The sequence below is a fragment of the Streptomyces sp. bgisy159 genome (assembly GCF_057707805.1).
On sequence record NZ_JBYIQX010000002.1, the window covers coordinates 325,205 to 343,690 of the forward strand.

The window sequence follows — 18,486 nt, forward strand, 5'->3', positions numbered from 1 at the left end:
CACCCTTATCCGCTCCACCTTCTCCGCACCTCCCTCCCGACCAGGATCCGGAGCCCGTGGCGTGATCTTCTGCCTGCTCCTGCTGAGCGCCCTCGCCCTGACGGCCGCCGTGCCCGCCCCCCGCGCGCTGACCCGGGCCGGCTGGCCCGAACGCGAGCCCGTGGTCGCGCTGTGGGTGTGGCAGTGCCTGGTGGCCACGGTCCTGCTGTCCTGTCTGACCGCCCTCCTGCTGGGCGCCGCCGCCGTCTTCCAGACCGTGCGCGCCCAGGTGTTCGCGCCCGCGCCGCCCGGCGTGGCCGAGGCCTACGACCTGTCCGCCGCGCCCCTCTGGGCGGCAGCGCTCACACTGCTGCTGGCCGCCGGCGCGGCGTGGACCACCGCGATGCTCGCCCGCGAGCTGGTCGAGGCCCGTCGGCGCCGCGGCCGCGCCCGCGCCCATCTGCGGGAACGGGCCCCCGACCTACCCGCCGGCCTGCCCGCCGCCCGCGGTCCCCTGCTGGTGCTGGAGGACGAGTACCCGGACGCCTGGTGGCTGCCCGGAAACCCGGCCCAGCTCATCGTCACGACCGGCGCCCTGCACCGCCTCACCTCCCATCAACTGGACGCGGTCCTCGCCCATGAGCGCGGTCACGCCCGCGCCCGCCACGACTGGCTGCTCCACCTGTCGACCGCCCTCGCGACCGGCTTCCCCCGTGTGCCCCTCTTCGCCCACTTCTGCGATCAGACCCACCGCCTGGTCGAACTCGCGGCGGACGACACGGCCTCCCGCCGCTGCGGTCACCTCACCACGGCGCTGGCCCTGATCGAGCTGAACCAGCACCGGGGCGTCCTCTCCTGCGCCAACACCCACCGTCTGCTGGGCGAACGCGTCGACCGACTCCTCGAACCCCCGCCCCGGCTGCTCCCCCACCACCGGGCCCTGACGACGACGGCGGCCGCCCTGGTCCCGCTCCTTCCGCTGCTGATCACCTTCGCCCCGGGGCTCACGGCGCTCGGCGGCTGAATCACCGGGATTGCGGCTACCCCCGGCCGGCCGTCACGGGGCGAGCGGACCACGCCGCGGCGCCGCGCCGGCGCCCGCACGCCGCCCGGGTTCGCCACCGCCCGGGTTCGCCACCGCCCGAGTGGGCGGACGTCAGGCCCGCGCAGTCCGGTCAGGCCCGCGAAATCCCGTCACGCCTCGTAGTCGGGTTCGGGCTCGGGATCCGACCAGAAGTCAGCGTCGGGCGCGTCATCCGGCTCGGGCCCGGTGTCCGGCCCGGTCGCCGGGCCGGCCTCGCCCGCCGGTCGCGGGAGTCCGGCCAGCACCGCCAGGACGCCCTCGCCGTAGGTCACCAGCTTCTTCTCGCCCACCCCGCTGACACCGCCGAGCTGGGCCACCGACGTCGGCCACTCCAGGGCGATCTCCCGCAGCGTCGCGTCATGGAAGATCACATACGCCGGGACGCCCTGCTCCCGGGCCTGTTGCGCCCGCCAGGCCCGCAGCGCCTCGAACGCCGGCACCAGGTGCTCGGGCAACTCGGCCGCCACCGACTTCGCCTTGCGCTCACCCCGCCCGGCGGACGAACCGGAGGAGCCGCCCGATCTCGCGGTCGCCGGCTTCTTCGGCTCCTTGCGCAGCGGCACCTCGCGCTCGCGGCGGAGCACCGAGCCGCTGGCCTCGGTCAGCACCAGCGTGCCGTACTCCCCCTCCACCGCCAGCAGCCCCTGCGCCAGCAACTGCCGGATGACCCCGCGCCATTCACCCTCGGTGAGGTCCTCGCCGATGCCGAACACGGACAGCTGGTCGTGGTCGAACTGGATGACCTTGGCCGTGCGCTTGCCCAGCAGGATGTCGACGATCTGCACGGCGCCGAACTTCTGCCCGCGCTCCCGCTGCAGCCGCACCACCGTCGACAGCACCTTCTGCGCCGCGACGGTGCCGTCCCAGGTCTCCGGCGGCGTCAGGCAGGTGTCGCAGTTGCCGCAGCCCGCCGGGTCCGGTTCCTGGCCGAAGTAGTCCAGGAGCTGGCCGCGGCGGCACCGGGCGGTCTCGCACAGCGCCAGCATGGCGTCCAGATGGCCCTGGGCACGTCTGCGGAAGGACTCGTCGCCGTCACCGGACTGGATCAGCTTGCGCTGCTGGATCACGTCGTTGAGCCCGTACGCCATCCAGGCCGTGGACGGCAGTCCGTCGCGGCCGGCCCGGCCCGTCTCCTGGTAGTAGCCCTCGACCGACTTCGGCAGGTCGAGATGGGCGACGAACCGCACGTCCGGCTTGTCGATGCCCATCCCGAAGGCGATGGTCGCGACCACGACCAGCCCGTCCTCCCGCAGGAACCGGGACTGGTGCGCCGCACGGGTGCCCGCGTCCAGACCGGCGTGGTACGGGACCGCCACGACGCCGTTCTTCGACAGGAACTCGGCGGTCTTCTCCACGGAGTTGCGCGACAGGCAGTACACGATGCCCGCGTCGCCCGGGTGCTCCTCGCGCAGGAAGCCCAGCAGCTGCTTCTTGGGGTCGGCCTTCGGCACGATCCGGTACTGGATGTTGGGCCGGTCGAAGCTCGCCACGAAATGCCGGGCCGCCGGCATGTTCAGCCGCTGGGTGATCTCCTGGTGCGTGGCGCGGGTGGCCGTCGCCGTGAGGGCGATCCTCGGCACGTCCGGCCAGCGCTCGCCGAGCAGGGACAGCGCCAGGTAGTCAGGGCGGAAGTCGTGACCCCACTGGGAGACACAGTGCGCCTCGTCGATCGCGAAGACGGAGATCTTGCCGCGGGAGAGCAGTTCGAGCGTGGACTCCAGCCGCAGCCGTTCCGGCGCCAGATAGAGCAGGTCCAGCTCGCCGGCCAGGAACTCGGCCTCGACCACCCGGCGCTCGTCGAAGTCCTGCGTGGAGTTGACGAAGCCGGCGCGCACGCCGAGCGCGCGGAGCGCGTCCACCTGGTCCTGCATCAGCGCGATCAACGGCGAGACCACGATGCCGGTGCCCGGCCTGACCAGGGACGGGATCTGGTAACACAGCGACTTGCCGCCACCGGTGGGCATGAGCACGACCGCGTCGCCGCCGGCCACCACATGCTCGATGACCGCTTCCTGCTCGCCGCGGAAAGCCTCGTACCCGAAGACCCGGCGCAGGGCGGCGAGCGCCTCGCTGCCGCCACTCGTCCCCGACATGTCCGCTTCGGTCATCACAACCGTGTCACCCGTCCCGACCATCGCCTCGTCCCCCTGCTTCGTCCCTCGACCACTGCCTCCACGATAGGGCTCCCGACTGACACCCTCGGAGTTATCCACAGGTCGATCCCTTTGCAATCGAACAGTTCGATCAAGGGTGCGGCACTCGTTCACACATACGTGGGAGCCCCGTCCGTTTCCGCCCGATAGTCTGAATGCCCCGGCGAGACTCCGTCCCATGGGAGCACTGATGAGCGTCGAACCGAAGGCGTCCACGTCCGGCTGGCCCATCCCGCCGGAGGGCGGCTGGACCGCCGACGACCTGGACCGGCTTCCGAATCTTCCTCCGCACACGGAATTGATCGACGGGAGCCTGGTCTTCGTGAGTCCGCAGACCGTCTTTCACGAGCGCGCCATTGATTTCATCAAGTGGCAGCTTCAGTCTCTGGCACCGGCGGACCTTGAGGTGTTCCGCGAATTCACCATCGACATCGATCGTCAGAACAGGCCGGAGCCGGACGTGGTCGTGGTGCGCGGGGAAGTCGTGGAGACTCCGGAGCAGACCCGGTTCCCGGCGGATGCCGTCATTTTGGCCGTCGAGGTCGTCTCCGAGGACTCCGTCTCCCGGGACCGCGAGACGAAGCCCTTGAAGTACTCCAACGCCAAGATCCCCCACTACTGGCGCGTCGAGAACGAGAAGGGCCGCGCCGCGGTCCACGTGTTCGAGCTGGAGCCCACCACCGGCTCCTACACCAGCGTGGGCATCTTCCGCGAGCGGATGAAGGTGGACGTTCCGTTCCCCGTCGACCTGGACCTCACCCGGATCAAGGCCCGCCGCGAGAAGTGACCGGCGGCTCCCCCTCGGCGCGACAGCGGCCCGGCACCCCCGAGGGAGCCGGGCCGCTGTCCTGTCCGCCGGGTGCGAAGCCACCGGTCAGCGCACGAACACCCCCGCCTGGCTCGCCAGGTCCAGGAAGTACTGGGGCGCCACGCCCAGCACCAGCGTGACCGCCACGCCGATGCCGATCGCCATCCGGGTCAGGGGCGAGGCGAGGGCGACGGTCGGCCCCTCGGGGCTCGGCTCGCTGAAGAACATGAGCACGATCACCCGGATGTAGAAGAACGCGGCGATGGCCGACGAGATCACACCGACCACGACCAGCGGCGCGGCGCCGCCGTCCGCCGCCGCCTTGAACACCGCGAACTTCCCCGCGAAGCCGGACGTCAGCGGAATACCGGCGAAGGCCAGCAGGAACACCGCGAACACGGCCGCCACCAGCGGCGAGCGCCGGCCGAGGCCGGCCCACTTCGACAGGTGCGTCGCCTCGCCGCCCGCGTCCCGCACCAGCGTGACCACGGCGAAGGCGCCGATCGTGACGAACGAGTACGCCGCCAGGTAGAAGAGGACGGACGACACCCCGTCCTCCGTGGTCGCGATCACGCCAGCGAGGATGAAGCCCGCGTGGGCGATGGACGAGTACGCCAGCAGCCGCTTGATGTCGGTCTGGGTGATGGCGACGATCGCACCGCCGAGCATCGTGATGATCGCCACGCCCCACATGACCGGCCGCCAGTCCCAGCGCAGGCCCGGCAGGACGACGTACAGCACGCGCAGCAGCGCGCCGAAGGCGGCCACCTTGGTCGCCGCCGCCATGAAGCCGGTGACGGGGGTCGGCGCGCCCTGGTAGACGTCCGGCGTCCACATGTGGAACGGCACCGCGCCCACCTTGAACAGCAGCCCCATCACCAGCAGGGCGGTGCCGACCAGCAGCAGCGCGTCGTTGCCCATGGTGCCGGCGAGCGCCGGGTCGACGTTGGTGACGGTGCCGTCGACGACGGCCGCGATCCGCGCGTAGGACACGGAGCCCGCGTACCCGTACAGCAGGGCGATGCCGAACAGGGTGAACGCGGAGGCGAACGCGCCGAGCAGGAAGTACTTGACCGCGGCCTCCTGCGACATCAGCCGCTTGCGGCGGGCCAGCGCGCACAGCAGGTACAGCGGCAGCGAGAAGACCTCCAGCGCGATGAAGAAGGTCAGCAGGTCGTTGGCGGCCGGGAAGATCAGCATGCCGGCCACCGCGAACAGCAGCAGCGGGAAGACCTCGGTGGTGGTGAAGCCCGCCTTGACGGCCGCCTTCTCGCTGTCGCTGCCCGGCACGGAGGCCGCCTGCGCGGCGAAGGAGTCGACCCGGTTGCCGTGCGCCACCGGGTCCAGGCGCCGCTCGGCGAAGGTGAACACCCCGACCAGCGCGGCCAGCAGGATCGTGCCCTGCAGGAAGAGCGCCGGGCCGTCGACGGCGATGGCTCCCATCGCGGCGATGCCGGCCTTGGTGGTGGCGTACCCGTCGGCGGCGAGTGCCACGACCGCGGCGAACGCGGCGCACAGCGCCACCACGGCCAGGAAGACCTGGGTGTAGTAGCGGTGTCTGCGCGGCACCAGTGCCTCGACCAGCACCCCGAGGATCGCCGCGCCCACGACGATCAGGGTGGGCGACAATTGCCCGTACTCGATCTTCGGCGCGTCGATCTTCGCGATCGGCTCGGTCGCGGCTGCCGCCGTTGTCCACAGGCTGTGGACGGCTGTTGCGCTCACTTGGCCGCCTCCACATCGGGCCGGGGGTCACTCTTCTGTACGTCCGACATGGTCTGCTTGACCGCCGGGTTGACGATGTCCGTGACGGGCTTCGGGTAGACGCCCAGGAACACCAGCAGCACGATCAGCGGGGCCACCACCGCCAGCTCGCGCACCCGGAGGTCGGGCATCGCCGACACCTCGGGCTTCACCGGGCCCGTCATCGTCCGCTGGTAGAGGACGAGGGTGTAGAGCGCGGCCAGAACGATGCCGAACGTGGCGATGATCCCGACCGCCGGGTAGCGCGTGAACGTGCCGACCAGGACGAGGAACTCGCTGACGAACGGCGCCAGACCCGGCAGCGACAGCGTCGCCAGGCCGCCGATCAGGAAGGTTCCGGCGAGCACGGGGGCGACCTTCTGCACCCCGCCGTAGTCGGCGATGAGCCGCGAACCGCGCCGGGAGATCAGGAAGCCGGCGACCAGCATCAGCGCGGCCGTCGAGATGCCGTGGTTGACCATGTACAGCGTGGCGCCCGACTGGCCCTGGCTGGTCATCGCGAAGATGCCCATGATGATGAAGCCGAAGTGGGAGATCGACGCGTAGGCCACCAGCCGCTTGATGTCGCGCTGGCCGACCGCGAGCAGCGCCCCGTAGATGATGCTGACCAGGGCGAGGGCCAGGATGACCGGCGTCGCCCACTCACTGGCCTGCGGGAACAGCCCGAGGCAGAAGCGGAGCATCGCGAAGGTGCCCACCTTGTCGACGACCGCGGTGATGAGCACGGCGACCGGGGCGGTGGACTCGCCCATCGCGTTCGGCAGCCAGGTGTGCAGCGGCCACAGCGGCGCCTTCACCGCGAAGGCGAAGAAGAACCCGAGGAACAGCCAGCGTTCCGTGCCGGTCGCCATGTCCAGCGAGCCGTCGGCCCGGGCCTGGGCGATCTCCGGGAGGGAGAAGTTGCCCGCGACGACGTAGAGGCCGATCACCGCGGCCAGCATGATCAGACCGCCGGCCAGGTTGTAGAGCAGGAACTTCACCGCGGCGTACGACCGTTGGGTGGCCGCCACCTTCTCACCGTGCTCATGGGCCCGGTCCCCGAAGCCGCCGATGAGGAAGTACATCGGGATCAGCATGGCTTCGAAGAAGATGTAGAAGAGGAAGACGTCGGTGGCCTCGAAGGAGATGATCACCATCGCCTCGACCGCCAGGATCAGTGCGAAGAAGCCCTGGGTGGGCCGCCACCGCTTGCTGCCGGTCTCCAGCGGGTCGGCGTCGTGCCAGCCCGCCAGGACGATGAAGGGGATGAGGACGGCGGTGAGCGCGATCAGCGCCACCGCGATGCCGTCCACGCCCAGCTCGTACCGCACCCCGAAGTCCGCGATCCAGGAATGGGATTCGGTGAGCTGGTAGCGCGCGCCGTCCGGGTCGAAGCGGACCAGGACGACGATCGCCAGGGCCAGCGTGGCCAGGGAGAAGAAAAGCGCCAGTGCCTTGGCGGCGTTGCGCCGGGCGGCCGGGACGGCGGCCGTGGCCACCGCTCCGATCGCCGGGAGCGCCGCCGTCGCTGTCAGCAGAGGAAAGGACATCGGTATCAGACCGCCCTCATCAGCAGGGTCGCGGCGACCAGCAGTGCCGCACCGCCGAACATCGAGACCGCGTACGACCGCGCGAAGCCGTTCTGGAGCCTGCGCATCCGTCCGGACAGGCCGCCGACCGAGGCCGCCGTGCCGTTGACGACACCGTCGACCAGCGTGTGGTCGACGTAGACCAGGGACCGCGTGAGGTGCTCGCCGCCGCGCACCAGGACGATGTGGTTGAAGTCGTCCTGGAGCAGATCGCGGCGGGCGGCCCGGGTGAGCAGCGAGCCGCGCGGGGCGACGACGGGGACCGGGCGGCGGCCGTACTGGGCCCAGGCGACGGCGACGCCGACGACCATGCAGGCCACGGTCGCGCCGGTGACCGTGGCCGCTCCCACCGGGGAGTCTCCGTGGTCGAACCCGGTGATGGGCTCCAGCCAGTGCAGGAAGCGCTCGCCGATGCTGAAGAACGCGCCGGCGCCGACCGACCCGACGGCCAGCAGGATCATCGGGATCGTCATGACCTTGGGCGACTCGTGCGGGTGCGGCTCCGCGTGGTCGCCCCGGGTGTCGGCGGCGGGCTCCACGCCGGGCTCGGCCGGCGACGGGGTGGCCCGGTTGCGCCAGCGCTCCTCGCCGAAGAACGTCATCAGCATCACGCGCGTCATGTAGTAGGCGGTGATGGCCGCGCCGAGCAGGGCCGCGCCGCCGAGGATCCAGCCCTCGGTGCCGCCCTTGGCGAACGCCGCCTCAATGATCTTGTCCTTGGAGAAGAAGCCGGACAGGCCCGGGAAGCCGATGATCGCGAGGTAGCCGAGGCCGAAGGTGACGAAGGTGACCGGCATGTACTTGCGCAGGCCGCCGTACCGGCGCATGTCGACCTCGTCGTTCATGCCGTGCATGACGGAACCGGCGCCGAGGAACAGTCCCGCCTTGAAGAAGCCGTGCGTCACCAGGTGCATGATCGCGAAGACGTAGCCGATCGGGCCGAGGCCGGCGGCCAGCACCATGTAGCCGATCTGCGACATGGTCGAGCCGGCCAGCGCCTTCTTGATGTCGTCCTTCGCGCAACCGACGATCGCACCGAACAGCAGCGTGACCGCGCCGACGACGGTGACGACGAGCTGTGCGTCGGGCGCCCCGTTGAAGATCGCGCCGGACCGGACGATCAGGTAGACGCCCGCCGTCACCATGGTCGCCGCGTGGATGAGGGCGGAGACCGGGGTCGGGCCCTCCATCGCGTCACCGAGCCAGGACTGCAGCGGCACCTGGGCGGACTTGCCGCACGCGGCCAGCAGCAGCATCAGCGCGATGGCGGTGAGCTTGCCCTCCGAGGTGTCGCCGACCAGCCCGGGCTCCTCCTGGGTGCCGAGCACCGGGCCGAAGGCGAAGGTCCCGAACGTGGTGAACATCAGCATGATGGCGATCGACAGGCCCATGTCGCCGACGCGGTTGACCAGGAAGGCCTTCTTCGCCGCGGTGGCCGCGCTGGGCTTGTGCTGCCAGAAGCCGATCAGCAGGTAGGAGGCGAGACCGACGCCCTCCCAGCCGACGTAGAGCAGCAGGTAGTTGTCGGCGAGGACCAGGATCAGCATCGCCGCGAGGAACAGGTTCAGATAGCCGAAGAAGCGGCGGCGGCGCTCGTCGTGCTCCATGTACCCGACCGAGTACAGGTGGATCAGCGAGCCGACGCCGGTGATCAGCAGCACGAACGTCATCGACAGCTGGTCCAGGCGGAACGCGACGTCCGCCTGGAAGCCCTCGACCGGGATCCAGCTGAACAGGTGCTGGGTCAGCGTCCGGTCCTCGGCGCTCCTGCCGAGGAGGTCGCCGAAGAGGATCAGGCCGAACACGAAGGAGACGGCCGACAGGAGCGTGCCGATCCAGTGGCCGACGGCGTCGAGCCGACGGCCGCCGACCAGCAGGACGGCCGCTCCGAGCAGGGGCGCCGCGATGAGCAGCGCGATCAGGTTCTCCACGATTCTTCCGACCCCTTACAGCTTCATCAGGCTGGCGTCGTCGACCGAGGCCGAGTGGCGGGCGCGGAACACCGACACGATGATCGCCAGTCCGACCACGACCTCGGCCGCGGCCACGACCATCGTGAAGAAGGCGATGATCTGGCCGTCGAGATTGCCGTGCAGCCGGGAGAAGGCGACGAGCGCGAGGTTGCAGGCGTTGAGCATCAGCTCGACGCACATGAACAGCACGATCGCGTTGCGCCGGATCAGGACACCGCTCGCGCCGATGCTGAACAGCAGGGCGGCGAGATACAGGTAGTTGACCGGGTTCACTTCGACGCCTCCTCGGTCCGCTGGAAGTGCGGCGGCTCGATCTCGGTCCGCTCCAGGCGGTCCTCGGCGCGCTGCTGCAGCGTCTTGAGATCGCTCAGGGCCTCGGCGGACACGTCGCGGATCTGGCCGCGCTCGCGCAGCGTCCTGCTGACCGTGAGCTCCGCCGGGGTGCCGTCGGGCAGCAGGCCGGCGATGTCGACGGCGTTGTGCCGCGCGTACACGCCGGGCGCCGGCAGGGGCGGCACGTGCTTGCCCTCGCGGACCCGCTGCTCGGCCAGTTCCCGCTGGGTCCTGGCGCGCTCGGTGCGCTCGCGGTGGGTGAGCACCATCGCGCCGACGGCCGCCGTGATGAGCAGGGCTCCGGTGATCTCGAAGGCGAAGACGTACTTGGTGAAGAGCAGGGTGGCCAACCCCTCCACGTTCCCGCCCGAGTTGGCCTGGCCGAGACCGTTGAACTCCGTCAGGGAGGCGTTGGCGATGCCCGCGATCAGCAGGACGGCGAACCCGAGACCGCACAGCAGGGCCAGCCACCGCTGGCCCTTGAGGGTCTCCTTCAGCGAGTCCGCGGCGGTCACACCGACCAGCATCACCACGAACAGGAACAGCATCATGATCGCGCCGGTGTAGACGACGATCTGCACGATGCCCAGGAAGTAGGCGCCGTTGGCGAGGTAGAAGACCGCCAGGACGATCATGGTGCCGGCCAGGCAGAGCGCGCTGTGCACGGCCTTCCTCATCAGCACCGTGCCCAGCGCGCCGAGCACCGCGACGGTGCCGAGCACCCAGAACTGGAACGCCTCACCGGTGGAGGTGGTGTAGGCGGCGAGCTGTGCGCTCATCGGCCGGTCACCTCCTGCGAGGCGGGCTCGTTCTCGCCGGAGTCGGCCGCCGCTTCCTGCGGGGCCTCCCCCTTGGAGACGGCCGCCTGGCGCTCGGTGCCCGGCGCGGCCTCCGTCACCAGGCCCCGGTAGTAGTCCTGCTCGTCCGTGCCCGGGTAGATGGCGTGCGGCGTGTCGACCATGCCCTCTTCGAGCCCGGCGAGCAGCTGCTCCTTGGTGTAGATGAGGTTGGCGCGGCTGGAGTCGGCCAGCTCGAACTCGTTGGTCATCGTGAGCGCGCGCGTGGGGCACGCCTCGATGCACAGGCCGCACAGGATGCAGCGGGCGTAGTTGATCTGGTAGACCCGCCCGTACCGCTCGCCCGGCGAGTAGCGCTCCTCCTCGGTGTTGTCCGCGCCCTCGACGTAGATGGCGTCGGCCGGGCAGGCCCAGGCGCACAGCTCGCAGCCGACGCACTTCTCCAGGCCGTCCGGATGGCGGTTGAGCTGGTGCCGTCCGTGGAACCGCGGAGCCGTGGTCTTCTTCTGCTCCGGGTACTGCTCGGTCAGCCGCTTCTTGAACATGGCCTTGAAGGTCACGCCGAACCCGGCGACGGGGTTCATGAAGCCGGGCTTCAACTGCTCGCTCTCCTTGGGCTCCTCAGCCATCGGACGCCTCCTTTCCATCCAGCGATCCGTCACTCACAGTGTCCGCCCCACCACTGACAATCAGCTCCCGCTCCCGGCTCGGGCGGCGCCTAGGCACCGGGGGCAGCTCCTGACCCGGCAGCGGCGGCACGGGGAACCCGCCCGCCATCGGGTCGAACGCGGCCGGCGGTTCGGCGGCATGCTCGGCCGCCTGGGTCTTCTCGCGGAACATGTCGGCGATGACGGAGACCAGCAGCAGGACCAGCACACCACCGCCGACGTAGAGCGCGATGTCGGCGAAGTCGTAGTTCTCGTTGCGCAGGGTCCGCACCGTCGCGACGAGCATCAGCCAGACGACCGAGACGGGGATCAGGACCTTCCAGCCGAGCTTCATCAGCTGGTCGTAGCGGACCCGGGGCAGGGTGCCGCGCAGCCAGATGAAGCCGAACAGCAGCAGCTGCACCTTGATCGTGAACCAGAGCATCGGCCACCAGCCGTGGTTCGCGCCCTCCCAGAAGGTGCTGACCGGCCAGGGAGCCCGCCAGCCGCCCAGGAACAGCGTGGTCGCCACCGCCGAGACCGTCACCATGTTCACGTACTCGGCGAGCATGAACATCGCGAACTTGATCGACGAGTACTCGGTGTTGAAGCCGCCGACCAGGTCGCCCTCGGACTCCGGCATGTCGAACGGCGCGCGGTTGGTCTCGCCGACCATGGTGACGATGTAGAGGATGAAGGAGACCGGCAGCAGGAGGATGTACCAGCGGTCCTGCTGCTGCTCCACGATCGTCGACGTCGACATCGAGCCCGAGTAGAGGAACACCGACGCGAACGCGGCACCCATGGCGATCTCGTACGAGATCATCTGCGCGCAGGAGCGCAGGCCGCCCAGCAGCGGGTAGGTCGACCCGGAGCTCCACCCGGCGAGCACGATGCCGTAGATGCCCACCGAGGCCACCGCGAGGATGTAGAGCATCGCGATCGGCAGGTCGGTGAGCTGCATCGTGGTGCGGTGGCCGAAGATCGAGATCTCGTTGTCGGCCGGGCCGAAGGGGATCACGGCGATGGCCATGAAGGCCGGGATGGCCGCGACGATCGGCGCGAGGACGTACACCACCTTGTCGGCGCGCTTGACGACGACGTCTTCCTTCAGCATCAGCTTCATGCCGTCGGCGAGGGACTGCAGCATGCCCCAGGGGCCGTGCCGGTTGGGGCCGATGCGCAGCTGCATCCAGGCGACGACCTTGCGTTCCCAGACGATGGAGAACAGCACGGTCAGCATCAGGAAGGCGAAACAGAACACGGCCTTGATGACGACCAGCCACCACGGGTCGCGGCCGAACATCGAGAGGTCTTCTGCGGCGAGGTACGGGCTCATGCCTCCACCTCCTGGGGGGCTTCGGCGGCGGTCAGGGCCGGGCCGATGCGGACGAGGGACCCGGGGACCGCGCCGGTGTCGGAGGCGACGCCCCCGCCGGCGGAGTTCAGCGGCAGCCAGACCACCCGGTCCGGCATCTCGGTGACCTGGAGCGGGAGCCGGACCTCACCGGCCGGCCCGGTCACGGCCAGCAGATCACCGTCCTTGACGCCCGCCTCGGCGGCCGTGGCGGCCGACACGCGTGCGTGTGCGGCGTGCCGGGTCCCGGCGAGCGCCTCGTCGCCCTCCTGCAGGACGCCCTGGTCGAGCAGCAGCCGGTGTCCGGCCAGCACCGCCTCACCGGCCGCGGGCCGCGGCAGCGCGGCCGCGCCCTCCACCGGTTCGGTGGCGCGGGCGCCGTCCCACAGGCCGAGCCGGTCGATCTCCGCGCGCGTGGTGCGCAGGTCCGGCAGGCCCAGATGGATGTCCATGGCGTCGGCGAGCATCTGCAGCACGCGCCCGTCGGTGGGCGCGAGGCGCCGGGTCATCTGCTCCGGTTTGAGTGCGGCGTCGAAGAACCGCACCCTGCCCTCCCAGTTGAGGAAGGCCCCGGCCTTCTCCGGCACCGCGGCCACCGGCAGTACGACGTCGGCGCGCTCGGTGACCTCGCCGGGCCTCAGCTCCAGCGACACCAGGAAGCCCACCTCGTCCAGCGCCGCACGCGCGCGTGCCGGATCCGGGAGGTCGGCGATCTCGACGCCGGCCACGACCAGCGCCTGCAGTTCGCCGCCCACGGCGGCCTCGATGATCTGGCCGGTGTCGCGGCCGTAGCGGTGCGGGAGTTCGGCGACGCCCCAGGCGGCGGCGACCTCCTCACGCGCGCGCGGGTCGGTGGCCGGACGGCCGCCCGGCAGCAGCGACGGCAGCGCGCCCGCCTCGACCGCGGCCCGCTCGCCGGCCCGGCGCGGGATCCACACCAGCCCGGCACCGGTCGACCGCGCGGCCCGCAGCGCGGCCGTGAGCCCACCGGGCACGGCGGCCAGCCGCTCTCCCACGACGATCGCGGCGCCCTGGGCGCGCAGCCCCTCGGACGCCCGGGTGCCCGCCTCGTCCAGGCCGACTCCGCCGGCCAGGGCGTCCAGCCACTCGGTCTCGGTGCCGGGAGCGGCCGGCAGCAGGGTGCCGCCCGCCTTCTCCAGGCCTCGGGTGGCGTGCGTGGCCAGCGAGAACACCTGCATGCCGCGCTTGCGCCAGGCCTTGCGCAGCCGGAGGAAGACGCCGGGTGCCTCCTCCTCGGACTCGAACCCGACGAGGAGGACGGCGGGTGCCTTCTCCAGAGCGGAGTACGTCAGGCCCGTACCGTCGAGGTCACGGCCGTGTCCGGCGACCCGGGCGGCGAGGAAGTCGGCCTCCTCACCGCTGTGCACGCGCGCGCGGAAGTCGATGTCGTTGGAGTCGAGCGCCACGCGCGTGAACTTGCTGTACGCGTAGACGTCCTCCACGGTGAGCCGGCCGCCGGTCAGCACACCGGTGCGGCCGCGCGAGGCCAGCAGGCCCTGGGCGGCGATCTGCAGCGCCTCCGGCCAGGACGCCGGCTCCAGCTCGCCTTCCGCGTTGCGGATCAGCGGCGTCTGCAGGCGGTCCCTCTGCTGCGCGTAGCGGAACGCGAAGCGGCCCTTGTCGCAGATCCACTCCTCGTTGACCTCGGGGTCGTCGGCGGCGAGCCGCCGCATGACCTTGCCGCGCCGGTGGTCGGTGCGGGTGGCGCAGCCGCCGGAGCAGTGTTCGCAGACCGACGGCGAGGAGACCAGGTCGAAGGGGCGGGAGCGGAACCGGTAGGCCGCGGAGGTGAGGGCGCCGACCGGGCAGATCTGGATGGTGTTCCCGGAGAAGTACGACTCGAAGGGGTCGCCCTCGCCGGTGCCGACCTGCTGGAGCGCGCCCCGCTCGATCAGCTCGATCATCGGGTCGCCGGCGATCTGGTTGGAGAAGCGGGTACAGCGGGCGCACAGCACGCACCGCTCGCGGTCGAGCAGCACCTGGGTGGAGATGGGCACCGGCTTCTCGTAGGTCCGCTTGCGGCCTTCGAAGCGGGACTCGGCGTTGCCGTGCGACATCGCCTGGTTCTGCAGGGGGCACTCGCCGCCCTTGTCGCAGACCGGGCAGTCCAGCGGGTGGTTGATGAGCAGGAGCTCCATCACACCCTTCTGGGCCTTCTCGGCGACCGGCGAGGTGAGCTGGGTCTTCACCACCATGCCGTCGGTGCAGGTGATGGTGCAGGACGCCATCGGCTTGCGCTGGCCCTCCACCTCCACGATGCACTGGCGGCAGGCGCCGGCGGGGTCGAGGGCCGGGTGGTCACAGAACCGGGGGATCTCGATGCCGAGTTCCTCGGCGGCCCGGATGACCAGGGTGCCCTTGGGCACGCTGATCTCGGCACCGTCGATCGTCAGCGTCACCAGGTCTTCCGGCGGGACCGCCGCCTCGCCGCTCCCGGAGGGAGCGCTGCTGGTCACTGTCATGCGTTCACCTCCGTACGGTCGGCCCAGGCCGTCGACTTGGCCGGGTCGAAGGGGCAGCCGCGGCCCGTGATGTGCTGCTCGTACTCCTCGCGGAAGTACTTGAGCGAGGAGAAGATCGGCGAGGCGGCGCCGTCGCCGAGGGCGCAGAAGGACTTGCCGTTGATGTTGTCGGCGATGTCGTTGAGCTTGTCGAGGTCGGCCATGGCGCCCTTGCCGGCCTCGATGTCCCGCAGCAGCTGCACCAGCCAGTAGGTGCCTTCGCGGCAGGGCGTGCACTTGCCGCAGGACTCGTGGGCGTAGAACTCGGTCCAGCGGGTCACGGCCCGCACCACGCAGGTCGTCTCGTCGAAGCACTGGAGTGCCTTCGTGCCGAGCATGGAGCCCGCGGCGCCCACCCCTTCGTAGTCGAGGGGGACGTCGAGGTGCTCGTCGGTGAACATCGGGGTCGAGGAGCCGCCCGGCGTCCAGAACTTCAGGCGGTGGCCGGGGCGCATGCCGCCGCTCATCTCCAGCAGTTGGCGCAGGGTGATGCCGAGGGGTGCCTCGTACTGGCCGGGGCTGGCGACGTGGCCGCTGAGGGAGTAGAGCGTGAAGCCGGGCGACTTCTCGGTTCCCATCGACCGGAACCAGTCCTTGCCCCGGTGCAGGATCGCGGGAACCGACGCGATCGACTCGACGTTGTTCACAACAGTCGGGCACGCGTAGAGGCCCGCCACCGCAGGGAAGGGGGGACGCAGCCGCGGTTGACCACGGCGGCCTTCGAGGGAGTCCAGCAGCGCGGTCTCCTCACCGCAGATGTACGCGCCGGCGCCGGCGTGCACGGTGAGGGTCAGGTCGAGTCCGCTGCCCAGGATGTTCTCGCCGAGGTAGCCCGCCGCGTAGGCCTCGCGCACGGCCTCGTGCAACCGCCGCAGAACGGGGACGACCTCGCCCCGCAGGTAGATGAAGGCGTGCGAGGACCTGATGGCGTGACACGCGATGACGATGCCCTCGATGAGGCTGTGCGGGTTCGCGAAGAGGAGCGGGATGTCCTTGCACGTCCCGGGCTCCGACTCGTCGGCGTTGACAACCAGATAGTGTGGTTTTCCGTCTCCCTGGGGGATGAACTGCCATTTCATCCCCGTCGGGAATCCCGCGCCGCCGCGCCCGCGCAGTCCGCTGTCCTTGACGTACGCGATCACGTCGTCCGGTGACATGGCGAGCGCCTTGCGGAGTCCCTCGTACCCCTCGTGCCGTCGGTAGACGTCGAGCGACCAGGACCGGTCCTCGTCCCAGAAGGCCGACAGCACGGGTGCGAGCAGCTTCTCGGGGCCGGTGTCTTTCAGCTCGGGTGCCAAGGTCATCACTCCCCCTCCTCGGCGGTGGGCCCGGCCGGGTGGGCGGGGTCGGAGGCCGATGTGTCCTGCGGCGCGTCATGCGAACTGAGGTGCTCGGTCGGCGACGGCTCGTGCACCGTGCCGTCCCGCGGCCCCTCGTGCGGACCGCCGTCGCGTGGATGGACCACGCGCGCGGGTGCGGTCTCGCCCCTGGCCAGGCGGAGGCCCACCAGTGACGGCGGTCCCGCACTCCCGCTCGCCTCGACGGCCCCGTCCCGCTCGTCGGGGAAGCCGGCCAGGATCCGCGAGGTCTCCTTGAAGGTGCACAGCGGCGCCCCGCGGGTCGGCGAGACGGTCCTGCCGGTGCGCAGGTCGTCCACCAGCCGCCTGACGCTCTGCGGGGTCTGGTTGTCGAAGAACTCCCAGTTGACCATCACGACCGGCGCGTAGTCGCAGGCCGCGTTGCACTCGATGTGCTCCAGGGTGATCTTGCCGTCGTCGGTGGTCTCGCCGTTGCCGACGCCCAGGTGCTCCTGGAGCTCCTCGAAGATCGCGTCGCCGCCCATCACGGCGCACAGCGTGTTGGTGCACACGCCGACCTGGTATTCACCGGACGGCTTGCGCCGGTACATGGTGTAGAAGGTGGCGACGGCGGTGACCTCGGCGGTGGTCAGGCCGAGCATGTCCGCGCAGAACCGCATCCCGGTCCGCGTGACATGTCCCTCCTCCGACTGCACGAGGTGCAGCAACGGCAGGAGCGCGGACCGGGAGTCGGGGTAGCGGGCGATGATCTCGCGCGCGTCCTCCTCCAGCCGGGTCCGGACGTCGTCCGGGTACGCGGGTGCGGGCAGCTCGGGCATGCCCAGTCCGACGCCGCGGTCCGAAGATGAGGTGGTCACCGGTCGACGCCTCCCATCACGGGGTCGATGGACGCGACGGCGACGATGACGTCGGCGACCTGGCCGCCCTCGCACATCGCCGCCATGGCCTGCAGATTGGTGAACGACGGGTCGCGGAAGTGGACCCGGAAGGGCCGGGTGCCGCCGTCGGAGACGGCGTGCACACCGAGTTCTCCCTTGGGCGACTCGACGGCCGCGTACGCCTGTCCCGGCGGTACGCGGAAGCCTTCGGTCACCAGCTTGAAGTGGTGGATCAGGGCCTCCATGGAGGTGCCCATGATCTTCTTGATGTGGTCGAGGGAGTTGCCGAGCCCGTCCGGTCCCAGGGCGAGCTGGGCGGGCCAGGCGATCTTCTTGTCGGCGACCATGACCGGGCCGGGCTGGAGCCGGTCCAGGCACTGCTCGACGATCCTGAGCGACTGGCGCATCTCCTCCAGCCGGATCAGGAAGCGGCCGTAGGAGTCACAGCTGTCGGCGGTCGGCACCTCGAAGTCGTAGGTCTCGTAACCGCAGTAGGGCTGTGTCTTGCGCAGGTCGTGGGGCAGGCCCGTGGAGCGCAGGATCGGGCCGGTGGCGCCGAGGGCCATGCAGCCGGCCAGGTCCAGGTAGCCGACGTCCTGCATGCGGGCCTTGAAGATGGGGTTCCCGGTGGCGAGCTTGTCGTACTCCGGGAGGTTCTTCTTCATCTTCTTCACGAACTCGCGGATCTGGTCCACCGCGCCGGGCGGCAGGTCCTGGGCGAGTCCGCCGGGCCGGATGTACGCGTGGTTCATGCGCAGGCCGGTGATCAGCTCGTAGAGGTCGAGGATCATCTCGCGGTCGCGGAACCCGTAGATCATGATCGTGGTCGCGCCGAGCTCCATGCCGCCGGTGGCGATGCACACCAGGTGGGAGGAGAGCCGGTTCAGCTCCATCAGGAGCACCCGGATGATCTCGGCGCGCTCGGTGATCTGGTCCTCGATGCCGAGGAGCTTCTCGACGGCGAGGCAGTAGGCGGTCTCGTTGAAGAAGGACGTCAGGTAGTCCATGCGCGTGACGAAGGTGGTGCCCTGCGTCCACGTGCGGAATTCCAGGTTCTTCTCGATGCCGGTGTGCAGGTAGCCGATGCCGCACCGGGCCTCGGTGACGGTCTCGCCCTCGATCTCCAGGATCAGGCGGAGCACCCCGTGGGTGGAGGGGTGCTGGGGGCCCATGTTGACGACGATGCGTTCGTCGTCGGCGCGGGCCGCGGACTGGACGACCTCGTCCCAGTCGCCACCGGTGACCGTGTAGACGGTGCCCTCGGTGGTCTCCCGAGGGGAAGCGCTGCTCATGACTGCCTCCCG

General features: G+C 70.3%; 14 protein-coding genes. 2 read left to right on the forward strand and 12 right to left on the reverse strand.

What is annotated here, in order from left to right; translation table 11 throughout:
* The first annotated feature begins 61 nt into the window (after positions 1 to 61).
* Positions 62 to 1,003: a M56 family metallopeptidase gene (locus tag AC3ET3_RS03605; protein WP_432155488.1), complete on the forward strand. Its 942-nt coding sequence runs from the start codon at positions 62 to 64 to the stop codon at positions 1,001 to 1,003.
* Between the two features lie 170 nt (positions 1,004 to 1,173).
* On the opposite strand, the gene recQ is transcribed toward AC3ET3_RS03605, so the two are convergent.
* The gene (gene recQ / locus AC3ET3_RS03610; protein WP_435611602.1) at positions 1,174 to 3,198 is read right to left on the reverse strand and encodes a DNA helicase RecQ; all 2,025 of its coding nucleotides are present in this window, start codon (positions 3,196 to 3,198) and stop codon (positions 1,174 to 1,176) included.
* A 208-nt stretch (positions 3,199 to 3,406) separates the two neighbouring features.
* On the opposite strand from recQ, the gene AC3ET3_RS03615 reads away from it, so the two are divergent.
* Positions 3,407 to 4,003, forward strand: a complete 597-nt coding sequence (locus tag AC3ET3_RS03615; RefSeq protein WP_432134305.1) for a Uma2 family endonuclease — start codon at positions 3,407 to 3,409, stop codon at positions 4,001 to 4,003.
* Between the two features lie 87 nt (positions 4,004 to 4,090).
* Here the strand turns inward: AC3ET3_RS03615 and nuoN are convergent, their stop codons facing one another.
* The 11 genes from nuoN to AC3ET3_RS03670 are packed head-to-tail and all read right to left on the reverse strand — an operon-like array spanning position 4,091 to position 18,474.
* The gene (gene nuoN, locus AC3ET3_RS03620) at positions 4,091 to 5,749 is read right to left on the reverse strand and encodes an NADH-quinone oxidoreductase subunit NuoN (protein WP_432134306.1); all 1,659 of its coding nucleotides are present in this window, start codon (positions 5,747 to 5,749) and stop codon (positions 4,091 to 4,093) included.
* Positions 5,746 to 7,317, reverse strand: a complete 1,572-nt coding sequence (locus AC3ET3_RS03625) for an NADH-quinone oxidoreductase subunit M (RefSeq protein ID WP_432134307.1) — start codon at positions 7,315 to 7,317, stop codon at positions 5,746 to 5,748. The genes nuoN and AC3ET3_RS03625 overlap by 4 nt, the downstream gene beginning before the upstream one ends.
* Before the next feature lie 5 nt (positions 7,318 to 7,322).
* Positions 7,323 to 9,287: an NADH-quinone oxidoreductase subunit L gene (gene nuoL / locus AC3ET3_RS03630; protein ID WP_432155490.1), complete on the reverse strand. Its 1,965-nt coding sequence runs from the start codon at positions 9,285 to 9,287 to the stop codon at positions 7,323 to 7,325.
* Between the two features lie 15 nt (positions 9,288 to 9,302).
* The gene (nuoK, locus tag AC3ET3_RS03635; RefSeq protein WP_432134309.1) at positions 9,303 to 9,602 is read right to left on the reverse strand and encodes an NADH-quinone oxidoreductase subunit NuoK; all 300 of its coding nucleotides are present in this window, start codon (positions 9,600 to 9,602) and stop codon (positions 9,303 to 9,305) included.
* Positions 9,599 to 10,441, reverse strand: a complete 843-nt coding sequence (locus AC3ET3_RS03640) for an NADH-quinone oxidoreductase subunit J (protein WP_432134310.1) — start codon at positions 10,439 to 10,441, stop codon at positions 9,599 to 9,601. The genes nuoK and AC3ET3_RS03640 overlap by 4 nt, the downstream gene beginning before the upstream one ends.
* Positions 10,438 to 11,088 (reverse strand): NADH-quinone oxidoreductase subunit NuoI, encoded by a 651-nt coding sequence (gene nuoI, locus AC3ET3_RS03645; RefSeq protein WP_432134311.1) that lies wholly within the window; start codon positions 11,086 to 11,088, stop codon positions 10,438 to 10,440. The genes AC3ET3_RS03640 and nuoI overlap by 4 nt, the downstream gene beginning before the upstream one ends.
* Positions 11,081 to 12,445, reverse strand: a complete 1,365-nt coding sequence (nuoH, locus tag AC3ET3_RS03650; RefSeq protein WP_432134312.1) for an NADH-quinone oxidoreductase subunit NuoH — start codon at positions 12,443 to 12,445, stop codon at positions 11,081 to 11,083. The genes nuoI and nuoH overlap by 8 nt, the downstream gene beginning before the upstream one ends.
* Positions 12,442 to 14,946 (reverse strand): NADH-quinone oxidoreductase subunit G, encoded by a 2,505-nt coding sequence (locus tag AC3ET3_RS03655; RefSeq protein ID WP_435611603.1) that lies wholly within the window; start codon positions 14,944 to 14,946, stop codon positions 12,442 to 12,444. Before AC3ET3_RS03655 ends, nuoH begins: the two co-directional genes overlap by 4 nt.
* Positions 14,943 to 16,289, reverse strand: coding sequence for an NADH-quinone oxidoreductase subunit NuoF (nuoF, locus tag AC3ET3_RS03660; protein WP_432155492.1), 1,347 nt, complete (start codon positions 16,287 to 16,289; stop codon positions 14,943 to 14,945). Before nuoF ends, AC3ET3_RS03655 begins: the two co-directional genes overlap by 4 nt.
* Positions 16,289 to 17,161 carry an NADH-quinone oxidoreductase subunit NuoE gene (nuoE, locus tag AC3ET3_RS03665; protein WP_435611604.1) on the reverse strand — a complete coding sequence of 291 codons (873 nt, stop codon included), beginning with the start codon at positions 17,159 to 17,161 and terminating at the stop codon, positions 16,289 to 16,291. Before nuoE ends, nuoF begins: the two co-directional genes overlap by 1 nt.
* Positions 17,158 to 18,474 (reverse strand): NADH-quinone oxidoreductase subunit D, encoded by a 1,317-nt coding sequence (locus AC3ET3_RS03670; RefSeq protein ID WP_432134316.1) that lies wholly within the window; start codon positions 18,472 to 18,474, stop codon positions 17,158 to 17,160. Before AC3ET3_RS03670 ends, nuoE begins: the two co-directional genes overlap by 4 nt.
* Positions 18,475 to 18,486: the final 12 nt, after the last annotated feature.